The organism is Erwinia aphidicola (genome assembly GCF_014773485.1).
Taxonomy (GTDB): Bacteria; Pseudomonadota; Gammaproteobacteria; order Enterobacterales; family Enterobacteriaceae; genus Erwinia; species Erwinia aphidicola.
In genome coordinates this window covers 83,217-108,614 of sequence record NZ_JACXBP010000004.1, presented here as the reverse complement: position 1 = coordinate 108,614, position 25,398 = coordinate 83,217, and the positions used below count along the sequence as shown (strand labels likewise).

Sequence of the window (25,398 nt, the reverse complement as noted above, 5' to 3'; positions counted from 1 at the left end):
TCATCAAAAAGTGTGAACCGGCTCAAATTAGTGGTTTCGACGAACAAAAAGGCCCTCATCCGCTAAGATGATGACTTTTCGAAAATTCGGGCAATAAAAGTTCGTCAGCTATTGCTGGTCAGATTCTGATAAATCGTCTTGTGTCTGGCCGAGTAGCGCCAGCTCCAACAATGCATATCGATGCTCAACAAAGTTGTGAACGTTGTTGGCGACCGTCAGCTTGAACAACGCTTCTGCGTTGTCCTTCTCCCCCAGACTTAGGTAGTACTTACCTAAATAGAAGTTGGTTTCACTGAGATGTTCAGCGAGCGAGGTGTTATCCGTTGCGTCTGCCTGGAGCCTTTCCATCAGCGTTTTTTCACTGATGTCACCCAGGTAGAACTCGACAATATTCCATCCCCATTGGTCCTTAACCGCTTTGTCGTAACGCTGTTTCAGCGAAACTTTGGCCTGGTCTGCGTTGATCTCACGTTCTGTGAGATACAGCCACAGGCTGCGGAAGGGATCGTTAGGATCGTCTTGATAAAACGCCAGCAGATCATCTTGCGCCAGTTTAAATCTTCCGCCGTAATACAGGGCGATACCACGATTTAAATGCGCATAATTGTAAGTTGGATCAAGCTCAAGTACAGAATCGAACGCTTCATAGGCAGCATCAAAATTGCCTGCCTGCGTTAAATAAATGCCTAAGTAATTGAATACTTCAGGCATATCGGGTCTGATAGACAGCGCTTGTGAAAAATCATTCCGCGCCAGTGCTCTCAAACCCAAACTATCATACAACACTCCGCGCTCATATAACAGCTGTGCGCGTTCATCATCGGTCAATGACCGACTGGCAAGTATTTGTTCCATGCGAGCGAGAATGACTTCCTGTTGCAGCGTAGGCTGCAAAGGGACTGCCAAAACTTCGTTCTTACGCCAATCGGTGTTGCTGCATCCTGCCAGCGTTAAAGCTGTCGCAACAATACACCAGCGCAAAAATGGCTTCATTTCCCACTCCTGAAAACAAACATTGGGATGCACATCCTGTCATCCGCCTGCCATGCACAAGGCCATCCCGCCCTCGCGTTCAAACAATTCCCCGCACCGGCTGGCGCGGGGAACTCAATGGTAATGCGCTTATTCTGCTTCAGGCGTTGCCGCTGACGCTTCTGGAGCTGCTTCAGGCTGAGCCTGCTCGCTGGCTTCTTTGATGCTCAGGCGTACACGGCCCTGACGGTCAACTTCCAGCACTTTTACTGGAACTTCCTGACCCATCGCCAGATAGTCAGTCACTTTCTCTACGCGCTTGTCAGCGATCTGAGAAATGTGTACCAGACCTTCTTTACCGCCACCGATTGCAACGAAGGCACCGAAGTCAACGATGCGGGTCACTTTACCGTTGTAGATACGGCCCACTTCGATTTCTGCGGTGATCTCTTCGATACGACGAATCGCGAACTTCGCTTTGTCGCCGTCGGTTGCTGCGATTTTCACAGTACCGTCATCTTCGATTTCGATGGTAGTGCCAGTCTCTTCTGTCAGCGCACGGATAACCGAGCCACCTTTACCGATCACGTCTTTGATCTTATCAACGCTAATCTTGATGGTGTGGATGCGTGGAGCAAACTGAGAGATGTCGCCACGCGGCGTGCTGATAGCCTGTTCCATCACGCTGAGGATGTGCAGACGCGCGCCCTTAGCCTGGTTCAGTGCTTCATGCATGATTTCGCGGGTGATACCTTCAATTTTGATGTCCATCTGCAGCGCGGTGATACCTTCACGGCTACCGGCTACTTTGAAGTCCATGTCGCCGAGGTGATCTTCGTCGCCGAGGATATCTGACAGTACAACAAAGTTGTTTTCGTCTTTGACCAGGCCCATCGCGATACCGGCTACGGCAGCTTTGATTGGTACGCCTGCATCCATCAGTGCCAGAGAAGCACCGCAAACAGACGCCATTGAAGACGAGCCGTTTGATTCAGTGATTTCAGACACGACACGCACGGTGTATGGGAACGCATCGCCTTTAGGCATCACTGCCAGCACGCCGCGTTTCGCCAGACGACCGTGACCAATTTCACGACGCTTCGGTGAACCAACCATGCCGGTTTCGCCGACAGAGTATGGAGGGAAGTTGTAGTGGAACAGGAAGTTGTCGGTACGCTCGCCCATCAGCTCATCAAGGTTCTGCGCATCACGGGCAGTACCCAGAGTTGCCGTCACCAGCGCCTGAGTTTCACCACGGGTGAACAGCGCAGAGCCGTGAGTACGTGGCAGTACGCCAGTGCGCACGTCCAGACCACGGATCATGTCTTTTTCGCGACCGTCGATGCGTGGCTCACCGCGCAGGATGCGGCTACGAACCACATTTTTTTCCAGCGTGTGCAGGATGTCGCTGATTTCGCCAGCGTCCAGCGCTTCGTCTTCAGCCAGCAGCGCAGCGGTGGTTTCAGATTTGATCACGTCAACCTGAGCGTAACGCTCCTGTTTTTCGGTGATGCGGTAAGCATCGCTCAGGCGAGATTCCGCCAGTGCAGCGATACGACCATGTAAAGCTTCATTTACAGCTTCTGGCTGCCAGTCCCAACGAGGTTTACCGGCAACGGCTACCAGTTCGTTGATGGTGTCGATAACGATCTGCTGCTGCTCGTGGCCAAACACCACTGCGCCCAGCATCTGGTCTTCGCTCAACAGCTCAGCTTCAGATTCCACCATCAGAACAGCGGCTTTAGTACCTGCAACCACCAGGTCCAGCTTGCTCTCTTTCAGCTCATCGGTAGTTGGGTTCAGCACGTACTGGTCGTTCAGGTAACCGACGCGCGCAGCACCGATTGGACCGTTGAACGGCAGGCCAGACAGCGCCAGCGCTGCAGAAGCACCGATCAGGGCAACGATATCCGGGTTAACCTGTGGGTTAACGGAAACCACGGTCGCGATAACCTGGACTTCGTTGACGAAACCTTCCGGGAACAGTGGGCGCAGCGGGCGGTCAATCAGACGTGAAGTCAGGGTCTCGCCTTCGCTTGGGCGGCCTTCACGACGGAAGAAGCTGCCTGGGATACGACCAGCAGCGTAAGTACGCTCCTGATAGTTAACGGTCAGCGGGAAGAAATCCTGACCTGGTTTTGCATTTTTACGGCCTACAACAGTTACGAACACCGCAGTGTCGTCCATGCTTACCATGACAGCAGCTGTTGCCTGGCGAGCCATCATACCGGTCTCAATAGTGACGGTATGCTGACCATACTGGAATTTTTTAACGATCGGATTCAGCAAAATTATTTCCTTAACATCAGGGCGGGTAGTTTTTTATACCGGCCGTGGATTTCCGATCTTCATTTTTGCATCCTCGCGACTAATGACAACCCTAATCCCCGCTGGGACAAAGCCTCTCATTAGCCGCGCGAACCTCTGCAACTGAAGATCACACCCAGCAACAATACAATAGTTTGCGCATAATTGCTGCCGCTTGCGTGAAAAAAGGGGCCATAAAGGCCCCTTCCAGCGAATCTCGCACAGGTTGTCCGGTTTCCCCACTTTTCTGCCAGATTGCTCTGATAGCGTGGCGGGACAACCCGTAAGACTTAGCGACGCAGACCCAGACGCTCGATCAGGCTGGTGTAGCGTGCAACGTCTTTACGCTTCAGGTAATCCAGCAGCTTACGACGCTGAGATACCATGCGCAGCAGGCCACGACGGCTGTGGTGGTCTTTCTTGTGCTCAGAGAAGTGACCCTGCAGATGGTTAATCTGTGCGGTCAGCAGAGCAACCTGAACTTCGGTAGAACCACTGTCGTTTGCGCCGCGACCGAAATCAGCAACGATTTGTGCTTTAGATTCAACACTTAGAGACATGATACAACTCCAAATTAAAAGATAAATGTACAGGCGCCGATCTCTAATTCAGCAACCCAGTGTAAAGCCGCGCCATTCTACTCTGCGCGCCACTTAATCGCAAATGGCTAGTCGGAATATTCTACAACCAGGCGGCGCGGTGCCACGCGTCCATCGTCAGCAATTTCTGCCATGCCGATGAACTTGTGCTCGTCACCCTCAGTCACGCGAACCAGCCCGCTGGCCGGCGCGCCTGCTGCCTGAACCGGCATGCCCTGCTTGAAGTAAGCGGCAACCGAGCTCAGCAGGTTAACCACCGGGTATTCCGCTGCCGGGCTGTCCATCGGCATCAGCAGTGCATCCAGCAGCTCCGCCGGGGCTTTCTCCTGACGATGAGCCTCTTCCGCCAGCTCCTGCAACTGTTCCAGCGTCACCATCTTTTCAATGGGATAGGTGGCAACCTGTAAGCGGCGCAGATAGGTCACGTGCGCACCACAGCCCAGCTTCTCGCCGAGATCGTCGATAATGGTGCGGATGTAGGTGCCTTTCGACACGTGAATTTCCAGCTCCAGCTCATCCCCTTCATGGCGGATAAACAGCAGCTCGTAAACCACGATACGGCGTGATTCACGCGGCACTTCAATACCTTCTCGCGCATATTCATACAGCTTGCGCCCCTGGTACTTCAGGGCCGAATACATCGACGGCACCTGCTGGGTCTCACCACGGAAACTCTCCAGCGCCTGCTCCAGCATATCAGCGCTGAAGGTAACCGGACGCTCGCTGACCACGATGCCATCGGCATCAGATGTATCCGTGCGCTGCCCAAGGCGGGCAATCACCCGGTAACGCTTGTCGGACTCCAGCAGATACTGGGAAAACTTAGTCGCTTCCCCAAGGCAGATCGGCAGCATGCCGGTTGCCAGCGGATCCAGCGCACCGGTATGACCGGCACGGTTGGCGTTATACAGGCGTTTGACTTTCTGCAGCGCGTCGTTGGAGGACAATCCGCTAGATTTATCCAGCAACAGTACACCGTGAATATCGCGACCGCGACGACGAGGACGACTCATTACTCTGCTTTGCCTTCTTGCTCTTCATCTTCTGCCGGGCCACGGCGCTCTTCGTCGTTTCTGACGACGTTGGTCACCAGGTTCGACATACGCATCCCTTCAACCAGCGAGTTATCGTAGAAGAAGGTCAGCTCTGGCACGATGCGCAGGCGCATCGCTTTGCCCAGCAGGGTACGGATGTAGCCTGAGGCATCGCCCAGCGCACGCAGGCCAGCTTTGATTGCCGCTTCATCTTTGTCGTTGAGGAAGGTCACGAACACTTTGGCATAGGCCAGGTCGCGTGATACATCAACGCCAGAAACCGTCACCATCATGCCGAGGCGCGGATCTTTAATCTCGCGCTGCAGGATCATTGCGATCTCCTTTTGCAGCTCCTGTGATACACGCTGCGGGCGACCGAATTCTTTCGCCATAATTATTCTCTCCAAATAATTTGGGAGGCCAGAAGCCTCCCAAATACAGTCAATTAATATCCTTCATCTTTCACGCTGTAGCTGCGTTAACTTCCCTCTTTCACCCCAGTCACTTACTGACGTAAGCTCCCGGGGATTCAATCGGTTGTCGCCTTGCTACACCAAAAGTAGGCCCCATGAGGGGACGCGAAATCTATTGGATATCTGTCAGACTCTTAATCAATGGTACGCTGGATTTCGATAATTTCGAAGACTTCGATCATATCGCCAACACGCACATCGTTGTAGTTCTTCACGCCGATACCACATTCCATGCCGTTACGGACTTCGTTAACGTCATCTTTGAAGCGGCGCAGAGATTCCAGCTCGCCTTCGTAGATAACCACGTTGTCACGCAGTACGCGGATTGGATTGTGACGTTTGATGTTACCTTCAGTCACCATACAACCGGCGATAGCACCAAATTTCGGTGATTTGAACACATCACGTACCGCAGCCAGACCAATGATCTGCTGTTTGTACTCAGGTGCCAGCATACCGCTCATCGCTGCTTTCACTTCGTCAATCAGATTATAGATGACGGAGTAGTAACGCAGATCCAGGCTTTCAGAATCAATCACGCGGCGCGCAGAAGCATCGGCACGAACGTTGAAGCCAACCAGGATTGCATTAGACGCAGCAGCCAGAGTGGCGTCGGTTTCAGTGATACCGCCCACGCCAGAACCGATGATTTTCACTTTCACTTCATCAGTAGAAAGCTTCATCAGGGACTCGGAGATCGCTTCGACAGAACCCTGTACGTCAGCTTTCAGCACGATGTTCAGCTCGGAAACTTCGCCTTCGGTCATGTTAGCAAACATGTTTTCCAGCTTAGATTTCTGCTGACGCGCCAGCTTAACTTCACGGAATTTGCCCTGACGATACAGCGCAACTTCACGGGCTTTCTTCTCGTCACGTACCACGGTCGCTTCATCACCCGCTGCCGGAACACCGGACAGGCCGAGGATCTCAACCGGGATAGATGGACCCGCAGTCATCACTTCGCGGCCCAGTTCGTCACGCATCGCACGCACACGGCCATACTCGAAGCCGCACAGTACGATATCGCCTTTGTTCAGCGTACCTTCACGTACCAGCACGGTAGCAACCGGACCACGACCTTTATCCAGGAAGGATTCGATAACCACACCGCTTGCCATACCCTGACGAACTGCGCTCAGCTCCAGAACTTCAGCCTGCAGCAGGATAACGTTCAGCAGGTCGTCGATACCGGTACCGGCTTTTGCAGAAACGTTGACGAACATGTTCTCGCCGCCCCACTCTTCCGGGATGATCCCGTACTGAGTCAGTTCGTTTTTAACACGATCCGGATCGGCTTCTGGCTTATCGCACTTGTTCACTGCAACGACAACCGGCACTTTGGCCGCTTTGGCGTGCTGAATAGCTTCAATAGTCTGTGGCATCACGCCATCGTCTGCTGCAACAACCAGGATAACGATATCCGTTGCCTGAGCACCACGTGCACGCATTGAAGTAAACGCTGCGTGGCCCGGGGTATCCAGGAAGGTCACCATACCGTTGTCGGTTTCAACGTGGTATGCACCGATGTGCTGAGTAATGCCGCCCGCTTCGCCAGAGGCGACTTTGGTCGAACGGATATAGTCCAGCAGAGAGGTTTTACCATGGTCAACGTGACCCATGATGGTGACAACCGGCGCACGGGATTCGTGAACGGCATCGGTATCACGATCGCTCATTACCGCTTCTTCCAGCTCATTCTCGCGGCGCAGCGTCACTTTGTGACCCATCTCTTCCGCGACCAGCTGGGCAGTTTCCTGATCGATAACCTGGTTGATGGTAGCCATTGCGCCCATTTTCATCATCGCTTTGATGACCTGGGAACCTTTGACTGCCATCTTGTTAGCCAGCTCAGCTACGGTAACAGTTTCGCCGATAATGACGTCACGGTTAACTGCCTGAACAGGCTTGTTGAAGCTCTGCTGCAGGGTGCTTGGCTTACGCTTGCCGCCTTTACCGCCGCGAACCTGCGCACGCGCTTCTTCACGGTCAGTTTTCGCTTCAGAATGCTTGTTGCCTTTCTTGCGAACCGGGGCTTTAGCTGGGCGGACCGCAGTGCGAGTGCGACGGTCACCTTCAACCTGAGCGTCGTTTTCGTCTTCTGCAGCACGGGCGTGAGTTGAAGTGGTGACGTGGTAATCAGAGGTGTCTTCAACCTCTTTAACTTGCGCCCACTCTTCACCTCGTTCGGCCGCCATTTTGCGAGCTTCTTCGGCTACGCGCTTCGCTTCTTCTTCGATCTTGCGATGCGCTTCTTCTTCAGCTTTACGCTTCAGTTCTGCCGCTTCCGCTTCACGGCGGGCTTTGTCGGACTGGGAAGCCCGGGTGGTATCGTCGGTATGTTGATTGCTCACTTTATCTTTTTCCGCTGCTTCACGTTTGGCTTTATCAGCTGCCTCACGCTTGGCCTGCTCCTCGGCTTCACGCTTCGCTTTGTCTTGAGCTGCGCGCTGGGCTTGTTCTTCAGCCTCGCGACGAGCCAGTTCTTCCGCTTCACGCTCTGCCTGGGCTTCTGCTTCTGCCTGTTCAGCATCAGCCGGATCGCCTTTTACATAAGTGCGTTTTTTGCGGACTTCGATTTGCACCGACTTACTTTTGCCCCCGGTGCCTGGAACACTTAATGTGCTGCGCGTCTTGCGCTGCAAAGTCAGCTTACCAGATCCGCCGCCATGATCGCGATTCAGATGGGTAAGTAATGTCTCTTTCTCGTGCTGGGTAACAGAGTCGGTTTCAGACTTTTGGATCCCTGCATCAGCAAATTGCTGTACCAGGCGTTCTACCGGTGTCTGAATCTCTGCGGCCAGCGATTTTACGGTTACATCTGTCGTCATGCTGTTCCTTCCTGCTACAGTTTATTACGCGTCGTCGCCGAACCAGCAGATATTTCGTGCAGCCATAATCAGCTCACCAGCCCGCTCATCGCTCAGGCCATCAATATCTGACAGGTCGTCAACACCCTGCTCGGCAAGATCTTCCAGCGTGCAAACGCCTTTTGCCGCCAGCTTAAAGGCCATCTCACGCTCCAGACCTTCCAGACCTAACAGGTCATCCGCCGGTTTGGTATCGCCGAGGCTCTCTTCTTTTGCCAGTGCCAGGGTGGTCAACGCGTTTTTAGCCCGGTCGCGCAACGCTTCTACCGTGTCTTCATCCAGACCGTCGATTTCCAACAGCTCGTTGATTGGCACGTAAGCCAACTCTTCGAGAGAGGAGAAGCCCTCTTCTACCAGTACGGTAGCAAAGTCTTCGTCGATATCGAGGTGTTTGGTGAAGACATCAATGGCAGCATGAGCTTCAGCCTGATGCTTAGCCTGCAGGTCGTCGACCGTCATCACGTTCAGATCCCAGCCACTCAGCTGAGAAGCCAGACGCACGTTTTGGCCATTACGGCCGATCGCCTGAGCCAGATTTCCGGCTTCTACAGCGATATCCATGGTGTGATTATCTTCATCCACCACGATAGAGGCGACATCCGCAGGGGCCATTGCGTTGATCACGAACTGCGCAGGATTATCATCCCACAGCACGATATCAATACGCTCGCCACCCAGTTCACTGGATACCGCCTGAACACGCGCACCACGCATACCTACGCAGGCGCCGACCGGGTCGATACGCTTGTCGTTGGTTTTCACGGCGATCTTAGCTCGGGAGCCTGGATCGCGCGCAGCGGCTTTAATTTCTAACACTTCTTCAGCAATTTCCGGCACTTCAATGCGGAATAGTTCGATCAGCATTTCCGGTTTGGAACGGCTAACGAACAGCTGAGCACCACGCGCTTCAGGGCGCACGGCGTAAAGTACGCCACGGATACGGTCACCCGGGCGGAAGTTTTCACGTGGCAGCATATCTTCACGAATGATCACGGCTTCCGCGTTGGTGTTAGAACCATCGTTTGGACGCACTTCAAGCGAGATATTGTCGCGGTTTACTTTCTTCACCACGCCGGTGATGATTTCGCCTTCCTGCTCACGGAACTGATCAACCACCATCGCACGCTCTGCTTCGCGCACTTTCTGCACGATAACCTGCTTGGCAGTTTGCGTGGTGATACGGTCAAAGGTCACAGACTCAATCTGATCTTCAACGAAGCCACCGAGTCCGAGAGTTTCATCTTCGAACTGTGCCGCATCCAGCGTAATTTCGCGGGTAGGCATGGTGACTTCATCAACAATCAGCCAACGGCGGAAGGTATCGAAATCGCCACTTTTGCGATCGATGCTGACGCGAACGTCAATTTCCTGCTCGTATTTTTTCTTGGTGGCTGTGGCCAGCGCGCTCTCCAGCGCTTCGAAAATCTTCTCGCGTGGGAGGGACTTCTCATTAGAGACCGCTTCTACAACAGCTAAGATTTCTTTGTTCATCCTGGTATGCCTCAATCCGGACTTTTAAAAGTGGGGAACCAGGTTCGCCTTCTGGATGTTGCTCAGCGCGAACACTTCGTCGTTACCCTCAACGGCAACAGTGATCATCTCACCTTCCACAGATTTGATGATGCCCTGCCATTTGCGTCGGTTCTGAACCGCCATACGCAGAACCAGGCTCACTTCTTCGCCAGTAAATCGTACGTAATGCTCTGCGGTAAACATTGGACGGTCAAGGCCAGGCGAGGAGACTTCGAGGTTGTAAGCCACGGTGATCGGGTCTTCGACGTCAAATACCGCACTGACCTGGTGGCTCACATCAGCACAATCATCAACATTGATGCCATCTTCACTATCAATATAGATGCGCAAGGTGGATGTGCGACCGCGTACAAACTCAATACCAACCAGTTCGTAGCCTAGCGCTTCTACCGGTGCTGAGATCAGCTCTGTTAATTTTTGCTCTAATGTGGACAATCCCACCCCCAAGACGTAAAAAAAGGGCCTATAGCCCAGTGATGCTGCTTCCTGATAACAAAAAACCCCGAAAATTCGGGGCTTAATGTCACTGGACCCTGTAAACCGCCAAAGGCGGCTCGGCACAGTCCAAAAGAATTTTTTTCAAAATCGCTGCAGTGCGCCATTAAGTAGTGCAAACAGTATATTTGAAAAAGAACTCTAAGGGAAAGTGGTTGCGGGGGCCGGATTTGAACCGACGACCTTCGGGTTATGAGCCCGACGAGCTACCAGGCTGCTCCACCCCGCGTCCGAATACTACGCAAAACTTGCATAAATTGCAAGCACAACTGAGATTTGGTACCGAGGACGGGACTTGAACCCGTAAGCCCATGCGGGCACTACCACCTCAAGGTAGCGTGTCTACCAATTCCACCACCACGGCACTAAAGAGGCGACTTTTTTATTTCTGTCGCGTCGAAACGGTTACTGCGTACTGCTTACTGCGGGATATCGTTGCCCGGCGCTGCCGGTTTAGCTGGCGTAGTCTGTTGGGACTGCGCTGGCTGGGTCAGATTTTCCCACTCGCTTCCTTTCTGAGTTTTGTTGCTGTTGATGTTACCCAGAACCAGACTGATAATGAAGAACAGGGTCGCCAGCACTGCAGTCATACGGGTCATGAAGTTACCAGAACCGTTAGAACCGAACAGCGTACCAGAAGCGCCTGCACCAAATGATGCTCCCATATCAGCGCCTTTACCTTGCTGCAGCATGATCAGACCTACAAGGCCCAGCGCTACAATAAGGAAAACAACTAAAAGAGCTTCGTACATAATCAACCTTGTTCCTTGCGCGTTAACCGCACATCAAAAGCTTCAAACCAGTTAGTCTTGATAAGTAGGTAACAACCTACCTATGAAGCGGGTGTGAATACTAACCAAAGGCGGCCACACGTGCAAGAGCAATTTCATAGGCTGCTGCTGAGTGCGGAAAAAATCAGCAAAGCGCTCTATTTACGTTCGAACGAGGGAGAAACAGTGCAAATCATCAGCACGGGGCGACCGGAAAAAAGGTCGCCCCCTGGGTAAATCGGTTGCGGCGTTAAACCGCTTTTACCGCATCGGCAATGCGGTGCGCCAGCGCGGTGACCTGCGCTTCGTCCTCGCCTTCCACCATCACGCGGATCAGCGGCTCTGTGCCGGATTTACGTAGTAGCACGCGGCCACGGCCTTTCAGCTCGGCCTCCACTTCTGCCGTGACGGCTTTCACCGTGGCATCTTCCAGAGGATCGTGGCTACCGCTGAAGCGTACATTGACCAGAATCTGCGGCAGCAGTTTCATGCCGCTGCACAGGTCGTGCAGGCTCATATGGTTACGCACCATCGCGGTCAGCACCTGCAGGCCGGCCACAATACCGTCACCGGTGGTGGTTTTGTCCAGCAGAATGACGTGCCCGGAATTTTCAGCGCCAAGACGCCAGCCCTTCTCTTTCAGCTTCTCCAGCACGTAACGGTCGCCGACCTTGGCACGCGCAAACGGAATACCAAGCTGCTTCAGCGCCAGCTCCAGGCCCATATTGCTCATCAGCGTACCCACCACGCCGCCGCGCAGCTGACCCTGACGCAGACCTTCGCGCGCGATCAGATAGAGGATCTGGTCGCCATCCACTTTTTGACCAAGGTGGTCAACCATCATGATGCGGTCGCCGTCACCGTCGTAGGCCAGACCCACGTCAGCTTTTTCTGCCAGCACCCGCTCCTGCAACAGACGCAGGTCGGTCGCACCGCACTCTTTGTTAATGTTCATGCCGTCCGGCTGCACGCCGATAGCAATCACCGTCGCACCCAGTTCACGCAGCACGTTAGGGGCGATGTGATAGGTGGCACCGTTAGCGCAGTCGACCACAATTTTCAGGCCGTTCAGGCTCAGTTCGCTCGGGAAAGTTCCTTTGCAGAACTCAATGTAGCGCCCGGCAGCATCGACAATACGACTGGCTCTACCCAGCGCGGCGGACTCGACGCAGGTGATCGGCTTTTCCATCTCGGCTTCAATCGCCTCTTCCACGTCGTCCGGCAGCTTGGTGCCCTCGGTGGAGAAGAATTTAATGCCGTTATCGTCGAACGGGTTATGCGAGGCGGAAATCACAATCCCAGCCTCAGCACGGAAAGTACGGGTCAGATAAGCAACCGCAGGGGTCGGCATCGGGCCGGTAAATGCCGCAGAGAGTCCGGCTGCGGCAAGGCCTGCTTCCAGCGCGGACTCCAGCATGTAGCCAGAAATACGCGTGTCTTTACCAATGATGATTTTCTTCGAGCCGTGGCGCGCCAGCACCTTGCCTGCAGCAAAACCCAATTTCAGCACAAAATCAGGCGTGATTGGCGATTCACCCACTTTGCCGCGGATGCCGTCGGTACCAAAATACTTGCGGTTACTCATAGTGTTATTCTTCCCTTGCGGACTGTGTAGCTTCGACGACGCGCATCGCTTCTACGGTTTCTTTCACATCGTGTACGCGCAAAATATGGGCGCCCTGCATTGCCGCAATCACCGCGCAGGCCAGGCTGCCGGTCAGGCGCTGCGAAGGGCCTACATTGAGTAACTGTCCAATCATACTTTTGCGCGACATGCCGACTAACAGCGGCAGCCCAAAGCGATGATAATCGGCCAGATGCGCCAGTAACTGATAGTTGTGCGACAGATTCTTACCGAAACCGAAACCCGGGTCGAGTAGCAACTGCGATTTTTTGATCCCGCCCGCTTCGCAACGGGCGATATGTTCAACAAAGAACTGATCCACATCGCGCAGAACATTGTGGTAATGCGGCGACTGCTGCATGGTTTTCGGCTCACCCTGCATATGCATCAGGCACACCGGCAGCCCGGTCTCTGCCGCCGCGGCCAGCGCGCCCGGCTCCTGCAGGGAGCGGATATCGTTGATGATATGGGCGCCAACGCGCGCCGATTCGCGGATCACCTCGGGCTTCGACGTATCCACAGAGATCCACACTTCAAAGCGCTGAGCGATAGCCTCAACCACCGGAATAACACGCTCCAGCTCCTGCTCCACGCTAACGTCAGCAGCGCCCGGGCGAGTTGATTCCCCTCCCACATCAATAATGGTCGCACCGGCGTTGATCATCTCATTGGCATGGGTCAGTGCCTGAATCAATTCGTTATGTTTGCCGCCATCAGAAAAAGAGTCGGGGGTGACGTTCAGAATCCCCATAACGTGAGGATGAGAAAGGTCGAGCACGGAATCTCTGGCGTACAGCTTCATGACGAATGGTCTCCGGTTAACAAGTATATATCCGTCATACTTGAAGCTGCATCTGTGTTGGCTGCGTTTGCTCGCCTTGATGCAGTTCCAATTATTTGGGATATAAAAAAACCCCGGTCAGCGCCGGGGTTTCGATTATAACAGCTTACTGCGGCAAAATTACTTGTCGCCGAACTGCTCTGACATGGTGTTACCTGGGTTTGGCGTACGCGGTTCATCGACCGGACGCGGCGCCTTAGGCGTGCCGTTGTTGTCTGAGCTGTTGCTGCTACCAGAGTCTTCCCAACCCGCTGGCGGACGCACTTCGCGGCGTGCCATCAGGTCGTCGATCTGTGGAGCATCAATGGTTTCATACTTCATCAGCGCGTCTTTCATCGCGTGAAGGATGTCCATGTTCTCACCAAGCAGGACACGAGCACGCTTGTAGTTCACTTCTACCAGTGACTTAACTTCCTGGTCGATGATACGCGCGGTTTCGTCAGACATATGCTTAGCTTTCGCCACGGAGCGGCCGAGGAACACCTCGCCATCTTCTTCTGCATACAGCAACGGACCGAGTTTCTCTGAGAAGCCCCACTGCGTAACCATGTTACGTGCGATCGAAGTAGCGACTTTAATGTCGTTCGACGCGCCGGTAGAAACATGTTCCACACCGTAGATAATCTCTTCCGCCAGACGGCCGCCGTACAGGGTGGAGATCTGACTTTCCAGTTTCTGACGGCTGGCGCTGATGGCGTCGCCTTCAGGCAGGAAGAAGGTCACACCCAGAGCGCGTCCACGTGGAATAATCGTCACTTTATGTACCGGGTCATGCTCAGGAACCAGACGGCCGATGATGGCATGGCCTGCTTCGTGATACGCGGTAGACTCTTTCTGTGCTTCGGTCATCACCATGGAGCGACGTTCCGCACCCATCATGATTTTGTCTTTGGCTTTTTCAAACTCTACCATCGACACCACACGCTTGTTACCACGTGCCGCGAACAGAGCAGCTTCGTTGACCAGGTTAGCCAGGTCAGCACCGGAGAAGCCAGGCGTACCGCGCGCAATGATTGCCGCATCGATATCCGTCGCCAGCGGTACACGGCGCATATGCACTTTCAGGATCTGCTCACGTCCGCGAACATCCGGCAGACCAACGACAACCTGACGGTCAAAACGGCCCGGACGCAGCAGCGCAGGGTCGAGTACGTCAGGACGGTTAGTTGCGGCGATAACGATGATGCCTTCATTGCCTTCGAAGCCGTCCATCTCAACCAGCATCTGGTTCAATGTCTGCTCACGCTCATCGTGACCACCACCTAAACCGGCACCGCGCTGACGGCCAACGGCATCGATCTCATCGATAAAGATGATGCACGGTGCGGCTTTCTTAGCCTGTTCGAACATGTCGCGCACACGAGATGCACCTACACCAACAAACATTTCAACGAAGTCAGAACCGGAAATGGTAAAGAAAGGCACTTTTGCTTCACCGGCAATCGCTTTTGCCAGCAGGGTTTTACCGGTACCCGGAGGACCGACCATCAGCACGCCTTTCGGAATTTTACCGCCGAGTTTCTGGAAGCGGCTTGGCTCGCGCAGGTATTCAACCAGCTCGCTCACTTCCTCTTTAGCTTCGTCACAACCGGCAACATCGCCAAAGGTTGTTTTGATTTGATCTTCTGTCAGCATGCGGGCCTTGCTCTTGCCGAAGGACATCGCGCCCTTTCCGCCGCCGCCCTGCATCTGACGCATAAAGAAGATCCAGACACCGATAAGAAGCAGCATAGGGAACCAGGAAATGAAGATTGAAGCCAGCAGGCTCGGTTCTTCTGGTGGTTCACCCACTACTTTTACATTTTTAGTCAACAGGTTATCGAGTAACTTGGGGTCGTTGACGGGGATGTAGGTCGTATATCGATTACTGTCTTTTTTGGTTACGTTAATCTCACGCCCGTTAATACGTGCCTCGCGGACCTGATCCTGGTTCACTTCAGACAGGAAGGTTGAATAATCAACCCTACGGCCATTCGACTCGCTGGGCCCAAAGCTCTGGAATACAGACATCAGCACGACTGCGATGACTAACCAAAGAATTAGGTTTTTCGCCATGTCACTCAAGGGATTAACCTCATATTACAACTGTGTTAACAGACAGCGTAGGGTACTATATATCCGTCATATCTGGAATCGCTGTGATCCCGGCTATTAGGGTTATAGTTTGCGCCCTGTCGCTACAATGTACACTTCACGCGAACGAGAGCGTGAAGCGTCCGGCTTACGAATTTTTACTTTCGTAAACAGGGAGCGAATTTCCCGCAGGTATTCTTCAAAGCCATCTCCCTGAAACACTTTCACTAAAAAACTGCCGCCAGGTGCCAGAACGTCACGGCACATCTCTAACGCCAGCTCACATAAATACATCGAGCGGGGAATATCAACTGCAGGGGTACCCGTCATGTTTGGTGCCATATCTGACATCACAACCTGAACTTTGGTATCCCCTACGCGATCCAGCAGGGCTTTCAATACCAGTTCATCACGAAAATCGCCCTGAAGGAAATCGACACCAACGATGGGATCCATTGGCAGGATATCACAGGCGATGACGCGACCCTTTGACCCAATCTGCGTTACCACATATTGCGACCAGCCGCCTGGCGCCGCGCCGAGGTCAACCACGGTCATACCAGGTTTGAAGAGCTTGTCGCCTTGCTGTATTTCATCAAGTTTAAACCAGGCGCGCGAGCGCAACCCTTTTTTCTGTGCCTGAAGCACATATTTATCGCTAAAGTGTTCCTGTAGCCAGCGGCTGGAACTGGCCGAACGCTTTTTACCAGTCATACAATTTCCAACTATGATTCGTTGTTCGCGATAAATAAACCGCGCAAATCAGCTCTGCCGATTTGGTGATACACCAGAGATGGCGGTAGAATGACCCGTTTTCAATCCCAATGTAAGTAAAAAATACGATGAATCTGAGTACCAAACAAAAACAGCACCTGAAAGGCCTGGCCCATCCTCTGAAGCCCGTTGTCATGCTGGGCAACAATGGTTTGACCGAAGGGGTGCTGGCCGAGATCGAACAAGCACTTGAGCACCATGAACTTATCAAGGTGAAAATCGCCACAGAAGATCGTGAGACGAAAGCCCTGGTAGTGGAAGCTATCGTGCGCGAAACACGTGCAGTTAACGTGCAGGTCATCGGCAAGACGCTGGTGCTGTACCGTCCAACGAAGGAACGCAAGATCTCCATTCCGCGCTGAGGAGTCGGCCGTTTTTCGTCACGGCCCGACCATACTAAGCTCAGGTCTGGAGAAAGTGCCATGCTCCTGATTCTGATAAAAGGCCGCGATGCGGCCTTTTTCTTATCTTTACAAAACCTTCAGAGAATAATTAAAGATACTCTACTTTCAGGATTTCGTATTCGACATCGCCGCCGGGGGTTTTGACAATGGTAACATCATCAACGACTTTACCAATCAAACCGCGCGCCATCGGTGAGTTCACTGAAATCAGGTTCTTTTTAAAATCGGCTTCATCATCGCCCACAATGCGGTAGGTCGACTCTTCGTCCGTTTCGACATTCAGCACGGTAACGGTGGTGCCAAAAATCACGCGGCCGTTCGCATTGCCGGCCATTTTTGTGACATCGATCACCTGAGCATTGGAAAGCTTGGCTTCGATTTCCTGAATACGGCCTTCACAGAACCCCTGCTCCTCACGGGCAGCATGGTATTCCGCATTTTCTTTTAAGTCGCCGTGTTCCCTTGCATCCGCAATTGAGGCAATAATTCTTGGGCGTTTTACGGTTTTCAGCTCTTCCAGCTCTTCGCGCAATTTTTCCGCGCCCTTTAACGTCATCGGAATCTGATTCATCTCAATACCTCGTAAAATCTGTCCTGTTCAATGTGTCGTCGTCCTGACGGGTGGCATGCAGGAAAGGCGTCCCGCGGCGCTTATTACTGATTTAAAACGAAAGAAGCCTGACCCGGAGCAGTTTCCAGGGTCTGGCTTATTTTGCAATTTGATACGTATTTTACCCCAGAGTTCCTCAAGGGTCATCGTTTACTTTCCACCACGATGCACCGTAGTATGACAGCATCACCTGTCAGTTACCGCGAGATTATGCGATTTTCACGAATTGTCACCGGCATTAGCTGCGCATTTATGCTGCAAGCGCAGGCAGCCCCCGTCGAAGACTACACCCAATACTTACCCGACGGCGCGAACCTGGCGCTGATTGTGCAGAAAATTGGCGCTGCGTCGCCCTCGATTGATTATCACAGCCAGCAGATGGCGCTGCCGGCCAGTACCATGAAAGTGATTACCGCGCTGGCGGCACTGTTACAGCTTGGTCCTGATTACCGTTTTCACACCCAGCTCGAAAGCAAAGGCAGCCTGAGCGGCGATACGCTGCGTGGCGATCTGGTCGCACGCTTCGGCGGTGACCCGACGCTGACGCGTCAGGACTTGCGCAATATGGTGGCGGCACTGAAGAAACAGGGCGTGCAGCATATTGACGGCAACCTGGTGATCGACACCTCGGTGTTCGCCAGCCACGACAAAGCCCCCGGCTGGCCGTGGAATGATATGACCCAGTGCTTTAGTGCTCCGCCTGGCGCCGCTATCGTTGACCGTAACTGCTTCTCGGTGTCGCTGTACAGCGCGCCGAATCCGGGAGAAAAAGCCTTTATACGCGTCGCCTCCTGGTATCCGGTCAATATGTTCAGCGAAGTGCGCACTCTGGCAAAAGGGTCACCGGATGCGCAGTATTGCGAGCTGGACGTGGTCCCCGGTGAGCTGAACCGCTTTACGCTCACCGGCTGCCTGACGCAGCGCAGTGAGCCGCTGCCGCTGGCGTTCGCGATACAGGATGGAGCCAGCTATGCGGGTGCTATCCTCAAATCCGAACTTCAGAGCGCCGGTATCGACTATACCGGGCATCTGGTGCGCCAGACGCAGGTGACGCAACCCGGTACCGTACTGGCCGCGACGCAGTCGGCTCCGCTGCACGATCTGCTGAAGATCATGCTGAAAAAATCCGACAATATGATCGCCGATACGGTGTTCCGCACCATCGGTCATGAGCGCTTCGGCGTGCCGGGCACATGGCGAGCAGGCTCGGATGCCGTGCGTCAGATCCTGCGTCAGAAAGCCAATATCGATCTCGGTAACAGCATTCAGGTCGACGGTTCCGGCCTGTCGCGCCACGACCTGATTTCCCCTGCGACAATGATGCAGGTGCTGCAGTACATTGCGCAGAACGATCAGCAGCTAAACTATATTTCTATGCTGCCGCTGGCGGGTTATGACGGAACCTTACGCTATCGCGGCGGTCTTCATGAAGCCGGCGTGGATGGCAAAGTGTCCGCCAAAACGGGTTCGTTGCAGGGGGTATACAACCTGGCCGGCTTTATGACCACCGCCAGCGGACAGCGCGTGGCGTTTGTCCAGTATCTGTCTGGTTACGCCGTACCACCTGAGGATCAGCGTCAGCGCCGTATCCCACTGGTGCGCTTCGAAAGCCGTCTGTATAAAGACGTTTATCAGAACAACTGAGCCGATGAAAATACTGATCGTTGAAGATGATGTGCTGCTGCAGGAAGGATTATCCCTCGCCCTGACCGGTGAGGGATATGCGGTTGACTGTGCCGCCAACGCCCGCGAAGCGGTGGCCTTGCTGCAAAACGCTCAGTACAGTTTAATCGTGCTCGACCTTGGCCTGCCGGACCGGGACGGAGCCGACCTGCTGCGCCAGTGGCGCAAAGAGCAGGTAGACCTGCCGGTGCTGATCCTCACCGCACGCGATGCGTTAGAAGATCGCGTGGAGGGGCTGGATGCCGGTGCAGATGACTACCTGATCAAGCCGTTTGCGCTGGTAGAGCTGAAAGCGCGCGCCCGTGCACTGATCCGCCGCTACCAGGGTAAGAGCGATAACCTGCTGCAGCATGGTGACATTACGCTCAATCTCTCCTCGCAGCAGGTGGGGGTTGAGGGCAAGCCGGTCGAAGTCACCCCGAAAGAGTTTGCCCTGCTGACCCGGCTATTAATGCGCATCGGTCAGACCGTACATCGCGAAACCTTACAGCAGGATCTCTACAGCTGGCAGGATGATACCGGCTCCAACACCCTTGAGGTTCACATTCACAATCTGCGCCGCAAGCTGGGTAAGGATCGGATCAAAACGGTACGCGGCGTCGGTTATCGCCTGGAAGAGCGTGAATGAACAGTATGCGTCGGCGTTTGCTGATCATGCTGGCGCTGATCCTGCTCAGCTGCCAGCTGATGAGCGCGTTATGGCTGTGGCATGAGAGCCGTGAGCAGATCAGCTTTCTGGTCAACGAAACGCTCTCCGCCCATTCCCGCAATGAGCACGTCGAAAATGAGATCCGCGAGGCGATTGCCTCACTGCTGCTCCCCTCTTTAGTGATGGTGTGCTTCACGCTGCTGCTCTCATTCTGGGCCATCAGCTGGATCATCCGCCCGCTGCGTTCGCTGCAAAAAAGCCTCACCGCCCGCTCTGCCGATAATCTCACCCCGCTGCCGCTGCATTCTGACATGGATGAAATTGTCGCGGTTACCGGCGCGCTAAACCAGCTGCTAGGCCGCCTGGATCATCAGCTGCAGCAGGAGAGATTATTCACCGCCGACGCGGCGCATGAACTGCGCACCCCGCTGGCGGGCCTGCGTCTGCATCTGGAACTGCTGGAGCAGGAAGGGGTAAAAAAAGGGCCAATGCTGGTTGAGCGCATCGATCAGCTGATGCACGTTATCGAACAGCTATTGATGCTGTCGCGTGCTGGCCACGCGCTGGCCAGCGGGCATTATCAGACGGTATCGTGGCAGGAGATCGTTGAACCCTTGCGCGAAGAGATTGATGAACTGCTGGCCCTGCGTCAGCAGCAGCTGATCGTCAGCGGTGATCTGATGCTGACGGCTCAAGGCGACGCGGTATTGCTGCGTTTGATGCTGCGCAACCTGTTGGAAAATGCCTCACGCTACAGCCCACAGCACAGCACCGTCACACTGAATATCACTGCCAGCAATGATGGCAGTGAAATCACCGTCTGCGATGAAGGCCCCGGCATCGAAGAAAGCGCAGTGCGAGAAGTGGTAAAAGCCTTCCGCCGGATGGACCAGCGCTACGGTGGCAGCGGCCTCGGGCTGAATATCGTCCAGCGCATTATCCAGATTCACCATGGCAATTTTGAGCTGGCCAACCGCACAGACCGCCAGGGATTGATCGCCACCTGCTGGCTACCTTACCAACTCGGTTAATCACAGCTCTCCCCCGCCTTCCCCCAGCGGCGCTTACCTATGGCGCCCCCTTACCTGGCGATAACACCGCTAACGGCAAGGAATTTGCGCTGAATGTAAGCCTCCCTTTACGCTAATTAAATTAATTTACCTTTATTGACACTATGCCCTATTCGACGTAATTTACTGCACCTGAAAGCAAATGATAATAGTTCTTACTACGTTTATCATTTATCAAAGGATGCCCGATGGAATCGTTAACGTCAGAAAGCACGCTGCAGTTCGCGACAAAAGCCGCCGCCAGCGGCTTCTTCTTCATGTCCCCCTGGCGTAGCCTGGCAGCACAGGGGTGCTTCACGACTATCAGCACCCCTGCCCTGGGCGGAGAGTCTTTGCACGGAGAGTTTCAGCAGGAGATCCACCAGCGTTTCGCCGAGGCGAAGCGCCAGGGGATTGCCAACCCAATACTGGTCGGTGCCATCCCCTTCGACGCCAGCCAGCCCTCTGCGCTGTTTATCCCTGAGTCCAGCCAGTATTTCGACAGCAGAGCCTGGCGCCAGCAGATGGCGACCAGCCAGGCTGCGCTGCCGGAGGTGATTCGCCGCACCGCGCTGCCGGAGCAGGATGAGTTTATGCAGATGGTCAGCCGCGCCGTGGACGCCACCTCAGCGCAGCAGCTGGATAAAGTCGTCCTGTCCCGCCTGATGGAGATCGCCACTGCACAACCGATAGATATTGCCAGCCTGATGACGCGGGTGATCGCGCAGAACCCGGGCAGCTATAACTTCCACGTACCGTTGGCGGAAGGCGGGTCCCTGCTGGGTGCCAGCCCTGAACTGCTGCTGCGCAAACAGGGCGATCGTTTCTTTACCCATCCGCTGGCCGGTTCAGCACGGCGCGAAAAAGATGACGCCCGCGACCGTGCAGCCGGGCAGCAGTTAATGAACTCCAGCAAAGACCGCTACGAGCACAAGCTGGTAACCGACGCCATGCGCGACGTGCTGCAACCCCGCAGCGCGCAGCTGACGCTGCCTGAAACGCCGGAACTGCTCACCACCTCGACGCTGTGGCATCTCGGCACCGCCATCGAAGGGGAAGTGAGTGATAAGGCTGATAGCGCCCTGTCGCTGGCCTGCCTGCTGCATCCCACCCCCGCCCTGAGCGGCTTTCCGCACGCGCTCGCCCAGCAGCTGATTGCCGAGCTGGAACCGTTCAACCGCGGGCTGTTTGGCGGCATTGTCGGCTGGTGCGATGCGCAGGGTAACGGTGAGTGGGTGGTAACCATCCGCTGCGGCAAAGTCAACGGCAACCGCGTGCGGCTGTTTGCCGGTGCCGGGATTGTCCCGGCCTCCAGCCCGGAATCTGAATGGCGTGAAACCGGCGTCAAACTTAACACCATGCTCCGTGCCTTTGGCCTTAACTGAGAAGCAGCACAATGACTATCCCTTATACCCGCTGGCCGGACGATCTGGCCGCCCGCTATCGTCAGCAAGGCTACTGGCTGGATCTGCCGCTGACCGATATTTTACAGCGTCAGCAAAACAACAGCGCCATCGCTGTCATCGACGGGGAACACCGCTACAGCTACGCTCAACTGGCGCAGCAGTCCGACCGTCTTGCTGCCGCACTGCAGCGTCGCGGCCTGAAAATGGGCGACACGGCGCTGGTGCAGCTGGGTAATATCGCCGAATTTTACGTCACTTTTTTTGCCCTGATGAAGCTGGGCGTCGCCCCGGTTAACGCGCTGTTCAGCCATCAGCGCAGCGAACTGAATGCCTACGCGCTGCAAATCCAGCCCGCGCTGCTGATTGCCGACCGCCAGCACGCGCTGTTTGCTAACGATGACTACCTTAATCAGCTGCGTCAGGCGATGCCGGCGCTGCGCGTGGTGGCTCTGCACAATGACCACAGCACGGCGCTGTCGCTGGCCGGATTGATTGATGAAGCCGCCGGGAATTTCTGCGCCAGCCCGTCAGCGGCGGATGAAGTCGCCTTCTTCCAGCTTTCCGGCGGCAGCACCGGCACGCCAAAGCTCATTCCGCGCACCCACAACGATTACTACTACAGCATTCGTGCCAGCGTGGAGATTTGCCGCTTCAATCAGGCGACGATTTACCTCAATGCCCTGCCCTCCGCCCACAACTACGCCATGAGCTCCCCGGGCTCCCTTGGGGTCTTTTATGGCGCAGGCTGCGTGGTACTGGCCAACGATCCCAGCGCCAATCTCTGCTTCCCGCTGATTGAAAAACATCAGGTTAACGTCGCCGCACTGGTGCCCCCGGCCGTCAGCCTGTGGTTGCAGGCGATAGCCGAATGGGGCAGCAACCGTGCTCTGGCCTCGCTTCAGCTGCTGCAGGTGGGGGGCGCCAAACTCAGCGAGTCGCTGGCGGCACGTATCCAGACAGAAATTGGCTGCCAGCTGCAGCAGGTATTTGGCATGGCCGAAGGGCTGGTCAATTACACCCGTCTGGACGACGACCAGCAGCATATCCTCACCACTCAGGGCTGCCCAATCTCGGCAGATGATGAAGTGTGGGTGGCGGATGCAGAGGGTAATCCGCTGCCAGCCGGCCAGACCGGGCGTCTGATGACGCGTGGCCCTTACACCTTCCGCGGCTACTTCAACAGCCCGGAGCACAATGCCGCCAGCTTTGATGCGCAGGGCTTTTACTGCTCAGGCGACCTGATCGCCATCGCCGAAGATGGCTATATCACCGTGCAGGGGCGTGAGAAAGATCAGATCAACCGCGGTGGGGAAAAGATCGCCGCCGAAGAGATTGAAAACCTGCTGCATCGCCACCCGGAGGTGATCCACGCCGCGCTGGTGTCGATGGAGGATAGCCTGATGGGCGAAAAGAGCTGCGCGTTTATCATTGCCCGCAGCGTGCTGAAGCCGGTGGTACTGCGCCGTCACCTGCGTGAACTGGGCGTGGCGGAATTCAAACTGCCGGACCGCATCGAGTGCGTTGACTCGCTGCCGCTGACGCCGGTTGGCAAAGTGGATAAAAAACGCCTGCGCCAGCAGCTCGCCGACCGGCAAAACGGATAACTTTCAGGAGATAACATGGCTATTCCAAAACTCGAATCTTACGCGCTGCCAACCGCAGCCGAGCTGCCGACCAATAAAGTGAACTGGGCGTTTGAACCGGCGCGCGCGGCGTTATTAATCCACGATATGCAGGAATATTTCCTCAACTTCTGGGGTGAAGATAGCCCGCTGGTGCAGCAAGTGGTGGCGAATATTGCCCAGCTGCGCCATTACTGCAAATCACAGGGCATTCCGGTTTTCTACACCGCGCAGCCGAACCAGCAGAGCGACGAAGATCGTGCCCTGCTGAATGATATGTGGGGACCGGGCCTGAACAGGCATCCTGACCAGCAGAGAGTCGTGGCCGCACTGGCCCCGGATGAACATGACCAGGTGTTGGTGAAGTGGCGCTACAGCGCTTTCCACCGCTCGCCGCTGGAGTCGATTCTCAACGAGACCGGACGCGACCAGCTCATCATCTGCGGCGTGTATGCCCATATCGGCTGCCTAACTACCGCTACCGATGCGTTTATGCGCAATATTAAGCCGTTTATGGTTGCCGATGCGCTGGCGGACTTCAGCCGCGAAGAGCATATGATGTCCCTCACCTATACGGCAGGCCGCAGCGGCCGCGTGGTCATGACCGAGGCTCTGCTGCCGGTCCCGCAGAGCAAAGCACAGCTGCGCGCAGTGGTGCTGCCGCTGCTCGACGAGGATTCGCAAGATCTGGATGATGGCGAAAACCTCATCGACTATGGCCTCGATTCCGTGCGCATGATGGCGCTGGCCGCCCGCTGGCGCCAGGTGCACAGCGATATCGATTTCGTTGCGCTGGCGAAGGATCCCAGCATTGATGGCTGGTGGTCACTGCTGTCGAGGGAGCCTGCCTGATGTCCTGCCGCTTTGACTTTAGTGGAAAACAGGTGTGGGTGACCGGTGCCGGTCAGGGAATTGGCTATCATAGCGCGCTGGCGTTTGTCGCCGCAGGGGCCACGGTAGTGGGCTTTGATAAGCAGTTTTCCCAGAGTCATTACCCGTTTCAGCGCGCTATCGTAGATATCGCTAACGCCGACCAGGTAAAACGCGTCTGCCAGCGCCTGCTGTCAGATACTCAGCGTCTGGACGTGCTGGTGAACGCTGCCGGCATCCTGCGCACCGGGGCCACCGACGAACTGGCGGTAGAAGACTGGCAGGCCTGCATGGCGGTTAACGCCGGGGGAGCGTTCAATCTTTTCCAGCAGACGCTGCCGCTGTTCCGTCAGCAGCGCGCCGGGGCCATTGTCACGGTCGCTTCCAACGCCGCCCATGCCCCGCGCATCGGCATGTCCGCTTATGGCGCCTCAAAGGCCGCCCTGCGCAGCCTGTGCCTGACGGTGGGGCTGGAGATGGCACCGTATGGCGTACGCTGTAATATTGTCTCGCCGGGCTCTACCGACACCGCCATGCAGCGCAGCCTGTGGAGCAGGCCGGAGGATGAGCAGCAGATGATTGCCGGCTATCCGGAGCAGTACAAGCTGGGTATTCCGTTACAGAAAATTGCACAGCCGGAAGAGATCGCTAACGCGGTGCTGTTCCTGGCTTCCGACAGCGCCAGCCATATCGTGCTGCAGGATATCGTCATCGACGGTGGGGCGACCCTCGGTGCCTGACGT

22 protein-coding genes and 2 tRNA genes are annotated in these 25,398 nt (G+C 55.2%); 8 read left to right on the top strand and 16 right to left on the bottom strand.

Features of this window, described 5'->3' with window-relative positions; genetic code table 11:
• Positions 1-108: 108 nt before the first annotated feature.
• From nlpI to rlmE, 15 genes are all read right to left on the bottom strand, one after another.
• Positions 109-993, bottom strand: coding sequence for a lipoprotein NlpI (gene nlpI / locus ID864_RS10615; protein WP_048914495.1), 885 nt, complete (start codon positions 991-993; stop codon positions 109-111).
• Positions 994-1,122: 129 nt separating this feature from the next.
• On the bottom strand, positions 1,123-3,261 hold the full coding sequence (gene pnp, locus ID864_RS10610; protein ID WP_099753986.1) for a polyribonucleotide nucleotidyltransferase: 2,139 nt from the start codon (positions 3,259-3,261) through the stop codon (positions 1,123-1,125).
• Positions 3,262-3,569: 308 nt separating this feature from the next.
• Positions 3,570-3,839 (bottom strand): 30S ribosomal protein S15, encoded by a 270-nt coding sequence (gene rpsO / locus ID864_RS10605; protein ID WP_048914493.1) that lies wholly within the window; start codon positions 3,837-3,839, stop codon positions 3,570-3,572.
• A 107-nt stretch (positions 3,840-3,946) separates the two neighbouring features.
• A complete protein-coding gene (gene truB, locus ID864_RS10600; RefSeq protein ID WP_048914492.1) occupies positions 3,947-4,891 on the bottom strand; it encodes a tRNA pseudouridine(55) synthase TruB in 945 nt (314 codons plus the stop codon).
• Complete coding sequence (rbfA, locus tag ID864_RS10595) at positions 4,891-5,304, bottom strand: 30S ribosome-binding factor RbfA (protein WP_048914491.1); 414 nt, start codon at positions 5,302-5,304, stop codon at positions 4,891-4,893. The genes truB and rbfA overlap by 1 nt, the downstream gene beginning before the upstream one ends.
• A 215-nt stretch (positions 5,305-5,519) precedes the next feature.
• Positions 5,520-8,213, bottom strand: a complete 2,694-nt coding sequence (gene infB / locus ID864_RS10590) for a translation initiation factor IF-2 (protein WP_048914490.1) — start codon at positions 8,211-8,213, stop codon at positions 5,520-5,522.
• A 24-nt stretch (positions 8,214-8,237) separates the two neighbouring features.
• The gene (nusA, locus tag ID864_RS10585) at positions 8,238-9,743 is read right to left on the bottom strand and encodes a transcription termination factor NusA (protein WP_048914489.1); all 1,506 of its coding nucleotides are present in this window, start codon (positions 9,741-9,743) and stop codon (positions 8,238-8,240) included.
• A 24-nt stretch (positions 9,744-9,767) separates the two neighbouring features.
• Positions 9,768-10,220: a ribosome maturation factor RimP gene (gene rimP / locus ID864_RS10580; RefSeq protein ID WP_048914488.1), complete on the bottom strand. Its 453-nt coding sequence runs from the start codon at positions 10,218-10,220 to the stop codon at positions 9,768-9,770.
• Positions 10,221-10,432: 212 nt separating this feature from the next.
• A tRNA-Met gene (locus ID864_RS10575) sits at positions 10,433-10,509 on the bottom strand.
• 48 nt (positions 10,510-10,557) lie between these two features.
• Positions 10,558-10,644: transfer RNA gene (locus tag ID864_RS10570), tRNA-Leu, on the bottom strand.
• A gap of 55 nt (positions 10,645-10,699) precedes the next feature.
• Complete coding sequence (gene secG, locus ID864_RS10565; RefSeq protein WP_048914487.1) at positions 10,700-11,032, bottom strand: preprotein translocase subunit SecG; 333 nt, start codon at positions 11,030-11,032, stop codon at positions 10,700-10,702.
• Between the two features lie 268 nt (positions 11,033-11,300).
• Positions 11,301-12,635 (bottom strand): phosphoglucosamine mutase, encoded by a 1,335-nt coding sequence (gene glmM / locus ID864_RS10560; protein WP_099753985.1) that lies wholly within the window; start codon positions 12,633-12,635, stop codon positions 11,301-11,303.
• Positions 12,636-12,639: 4 nt separating this feature from the next.
• Positions 12,640-13,476, bottom strand: coding sequence for a dihydropteroate synthase (gene folP / locus ID864_RS10555; protein ID WP_191149812.1), 837 nt, complete (start codon positions 13,474-13,476; stop codon positions 12,640-12,642).
• 159 nt (positions 13,477-13,635) lie between these two features.
• The gene (gene ftsH / locus ID864_RS10550; protein ID WP_048914484.1) at positions 13,636-15,570 is read right to left on the bottom strand and encodes an ATP-dependent zinc metalloprotease FtsH; all 1,935 of its coding nucleotides are present in this window, start codon (positions 15,568-15,570) and stop codon (positions 13,636-13,638) included.
• A gap of 102 nt (positions 15,571-15,672) precedes the next feature.
• Positions 15,673-16,302 (bottom strand): 23S rRNA (uridine(2552)-2'-O)-methyltransferase RlmE, encoded by a 630-nt coding sequence (gene rlmE / locus ID864_RS10545; RefSeq protein WP_048914483.1) that lies wholly within the window; start codon positions 16,300-16,302, stop codon positions 15,673-15,675.
• A gap of 128 nt (positions 16,303-16,430) precedes the next feature.
• Between rlmE and yhbY the strand changes: the two genes are divergently transcribed.
• A complete protein-coding gene (gene yhbY / locus ID864_RS10540; protein ID WP_048914482.1) occupies positions 16,431-16,724 on the top strand; it encodes a ribosome assembly RNA-binding protein YhbY in 294 nt (97 codons plus the stop codon).
• A gap of 130 nt (positions 16,725-16,854) precedes the next feature.
• Here yhbY and greA read toward each other — a convergent pair whose 3' ends face one another.
• Positions 16,855-17,337 (bottom strand): transcription elongation factor GreA, encoded by a 483-nt coding sequence (greA, locus tag ID864_RS10535; protein ID WP_048914481.1) that lies wholly within the window; start codon positions 17,335-17,337, stop codon positions 16,855-16,857.
• Positions 17,338-17,586: 249 nt separating this feature from the next.
• On the opposite strand from greA, the gene dacB reads away from it, so the two are divergent.
• From dacB to dhbA, 7 genes are all read left to right on the top strand, one after another.
• Positions 17,587-19,020, top strand: a complete 1,434-nt coding sequence (gene dacB / locus ID864_RS10530; protein ID WP_099753983.1) for a serine-type D-Ala-D-Ala carboxypeptidase — start codon at positions 17,587-17,589, stop codon at positions 19,018-19,020.
• 4 nt (positions 19,021-19,024) lie between these two features.
• Entirely contained in the window at positions 19,025-19,687 is a 663-nt protein-coding gene (gene pmrA / locus ID864_RS10525; RefSeq protein ID WP_191149811.1) for a two-component system response regulator PmrA, read from the top strand.
• Positions 19,684-20,739 (top strand): two-component system sensor histidine kinase PmrB, encoded by a 1,056-nt coding sequence (pmrB, locus tag ID864_RS10520; RefSeq protein WP_062818064.1) that lies wholly within the window; start codon positions 19,684-19,686, stop codon positions 20,737-20,739. The genes pmrA and pmrB overlap by 4 nt, the downstream gene beginning before the upstream one ends.
• Positions 20,740-20,966: 227 nt before the next feature.
• Positions 20,967-22,142 (top strand): isochorismate synthase, encoded by a 1,176-nt coding sequence (locus ID864_RS10515; RefSeq protein ID WP_048914478.1) that lies wholly within the window; start codon positions 20,967-20,969, stop codon positions 22,140-22,142.
• An 11-nt stretch (positions 22,143-22,153) separates the two neighbouring features.
• Positions 22,154-23,767, top strand: a complete 1,614-nt coding sequence (locus tag ID864_RS10510) for a (2,3-dihydroxybenzoyl)adenylate synthase (protein ID WP_048914477.1) — start codon at positions 22,154-22,156, stop codon at positions 23,765-23,767.
• Between the two features lie 15 nt (positions 23,768-23,782).
• Positions 23,783-24,637, top strand: a complete 855-nt coding sequence (locus ID864_RS10505) for an isochorismatase (protein ID WP_048914476.1) — start codon at positions 23,783-23,785, stop codon at positions 24,635-24,637.
• Positions 24,637-25,395 carry a 2,3-dihydro-2,3-dihydroxybenzoate dehydrogenase gene (gene dhbA, locus ID864_RS10500; protein WP_048914475.1) on the top strand — a complete coding sequence of 253 codons (759 nt, stop codon included), beginning with the start codon at positions 24,637-24,639 and terminating at the stop codon, positions 25,393-25,395. Before ID864_RS10505 ends, dhbA begins: the two co-directional genes overlap by 1 nt.
• The last annotated feature ends 3 nt before the right edge of the window (positions 25,396-25,398 follow it).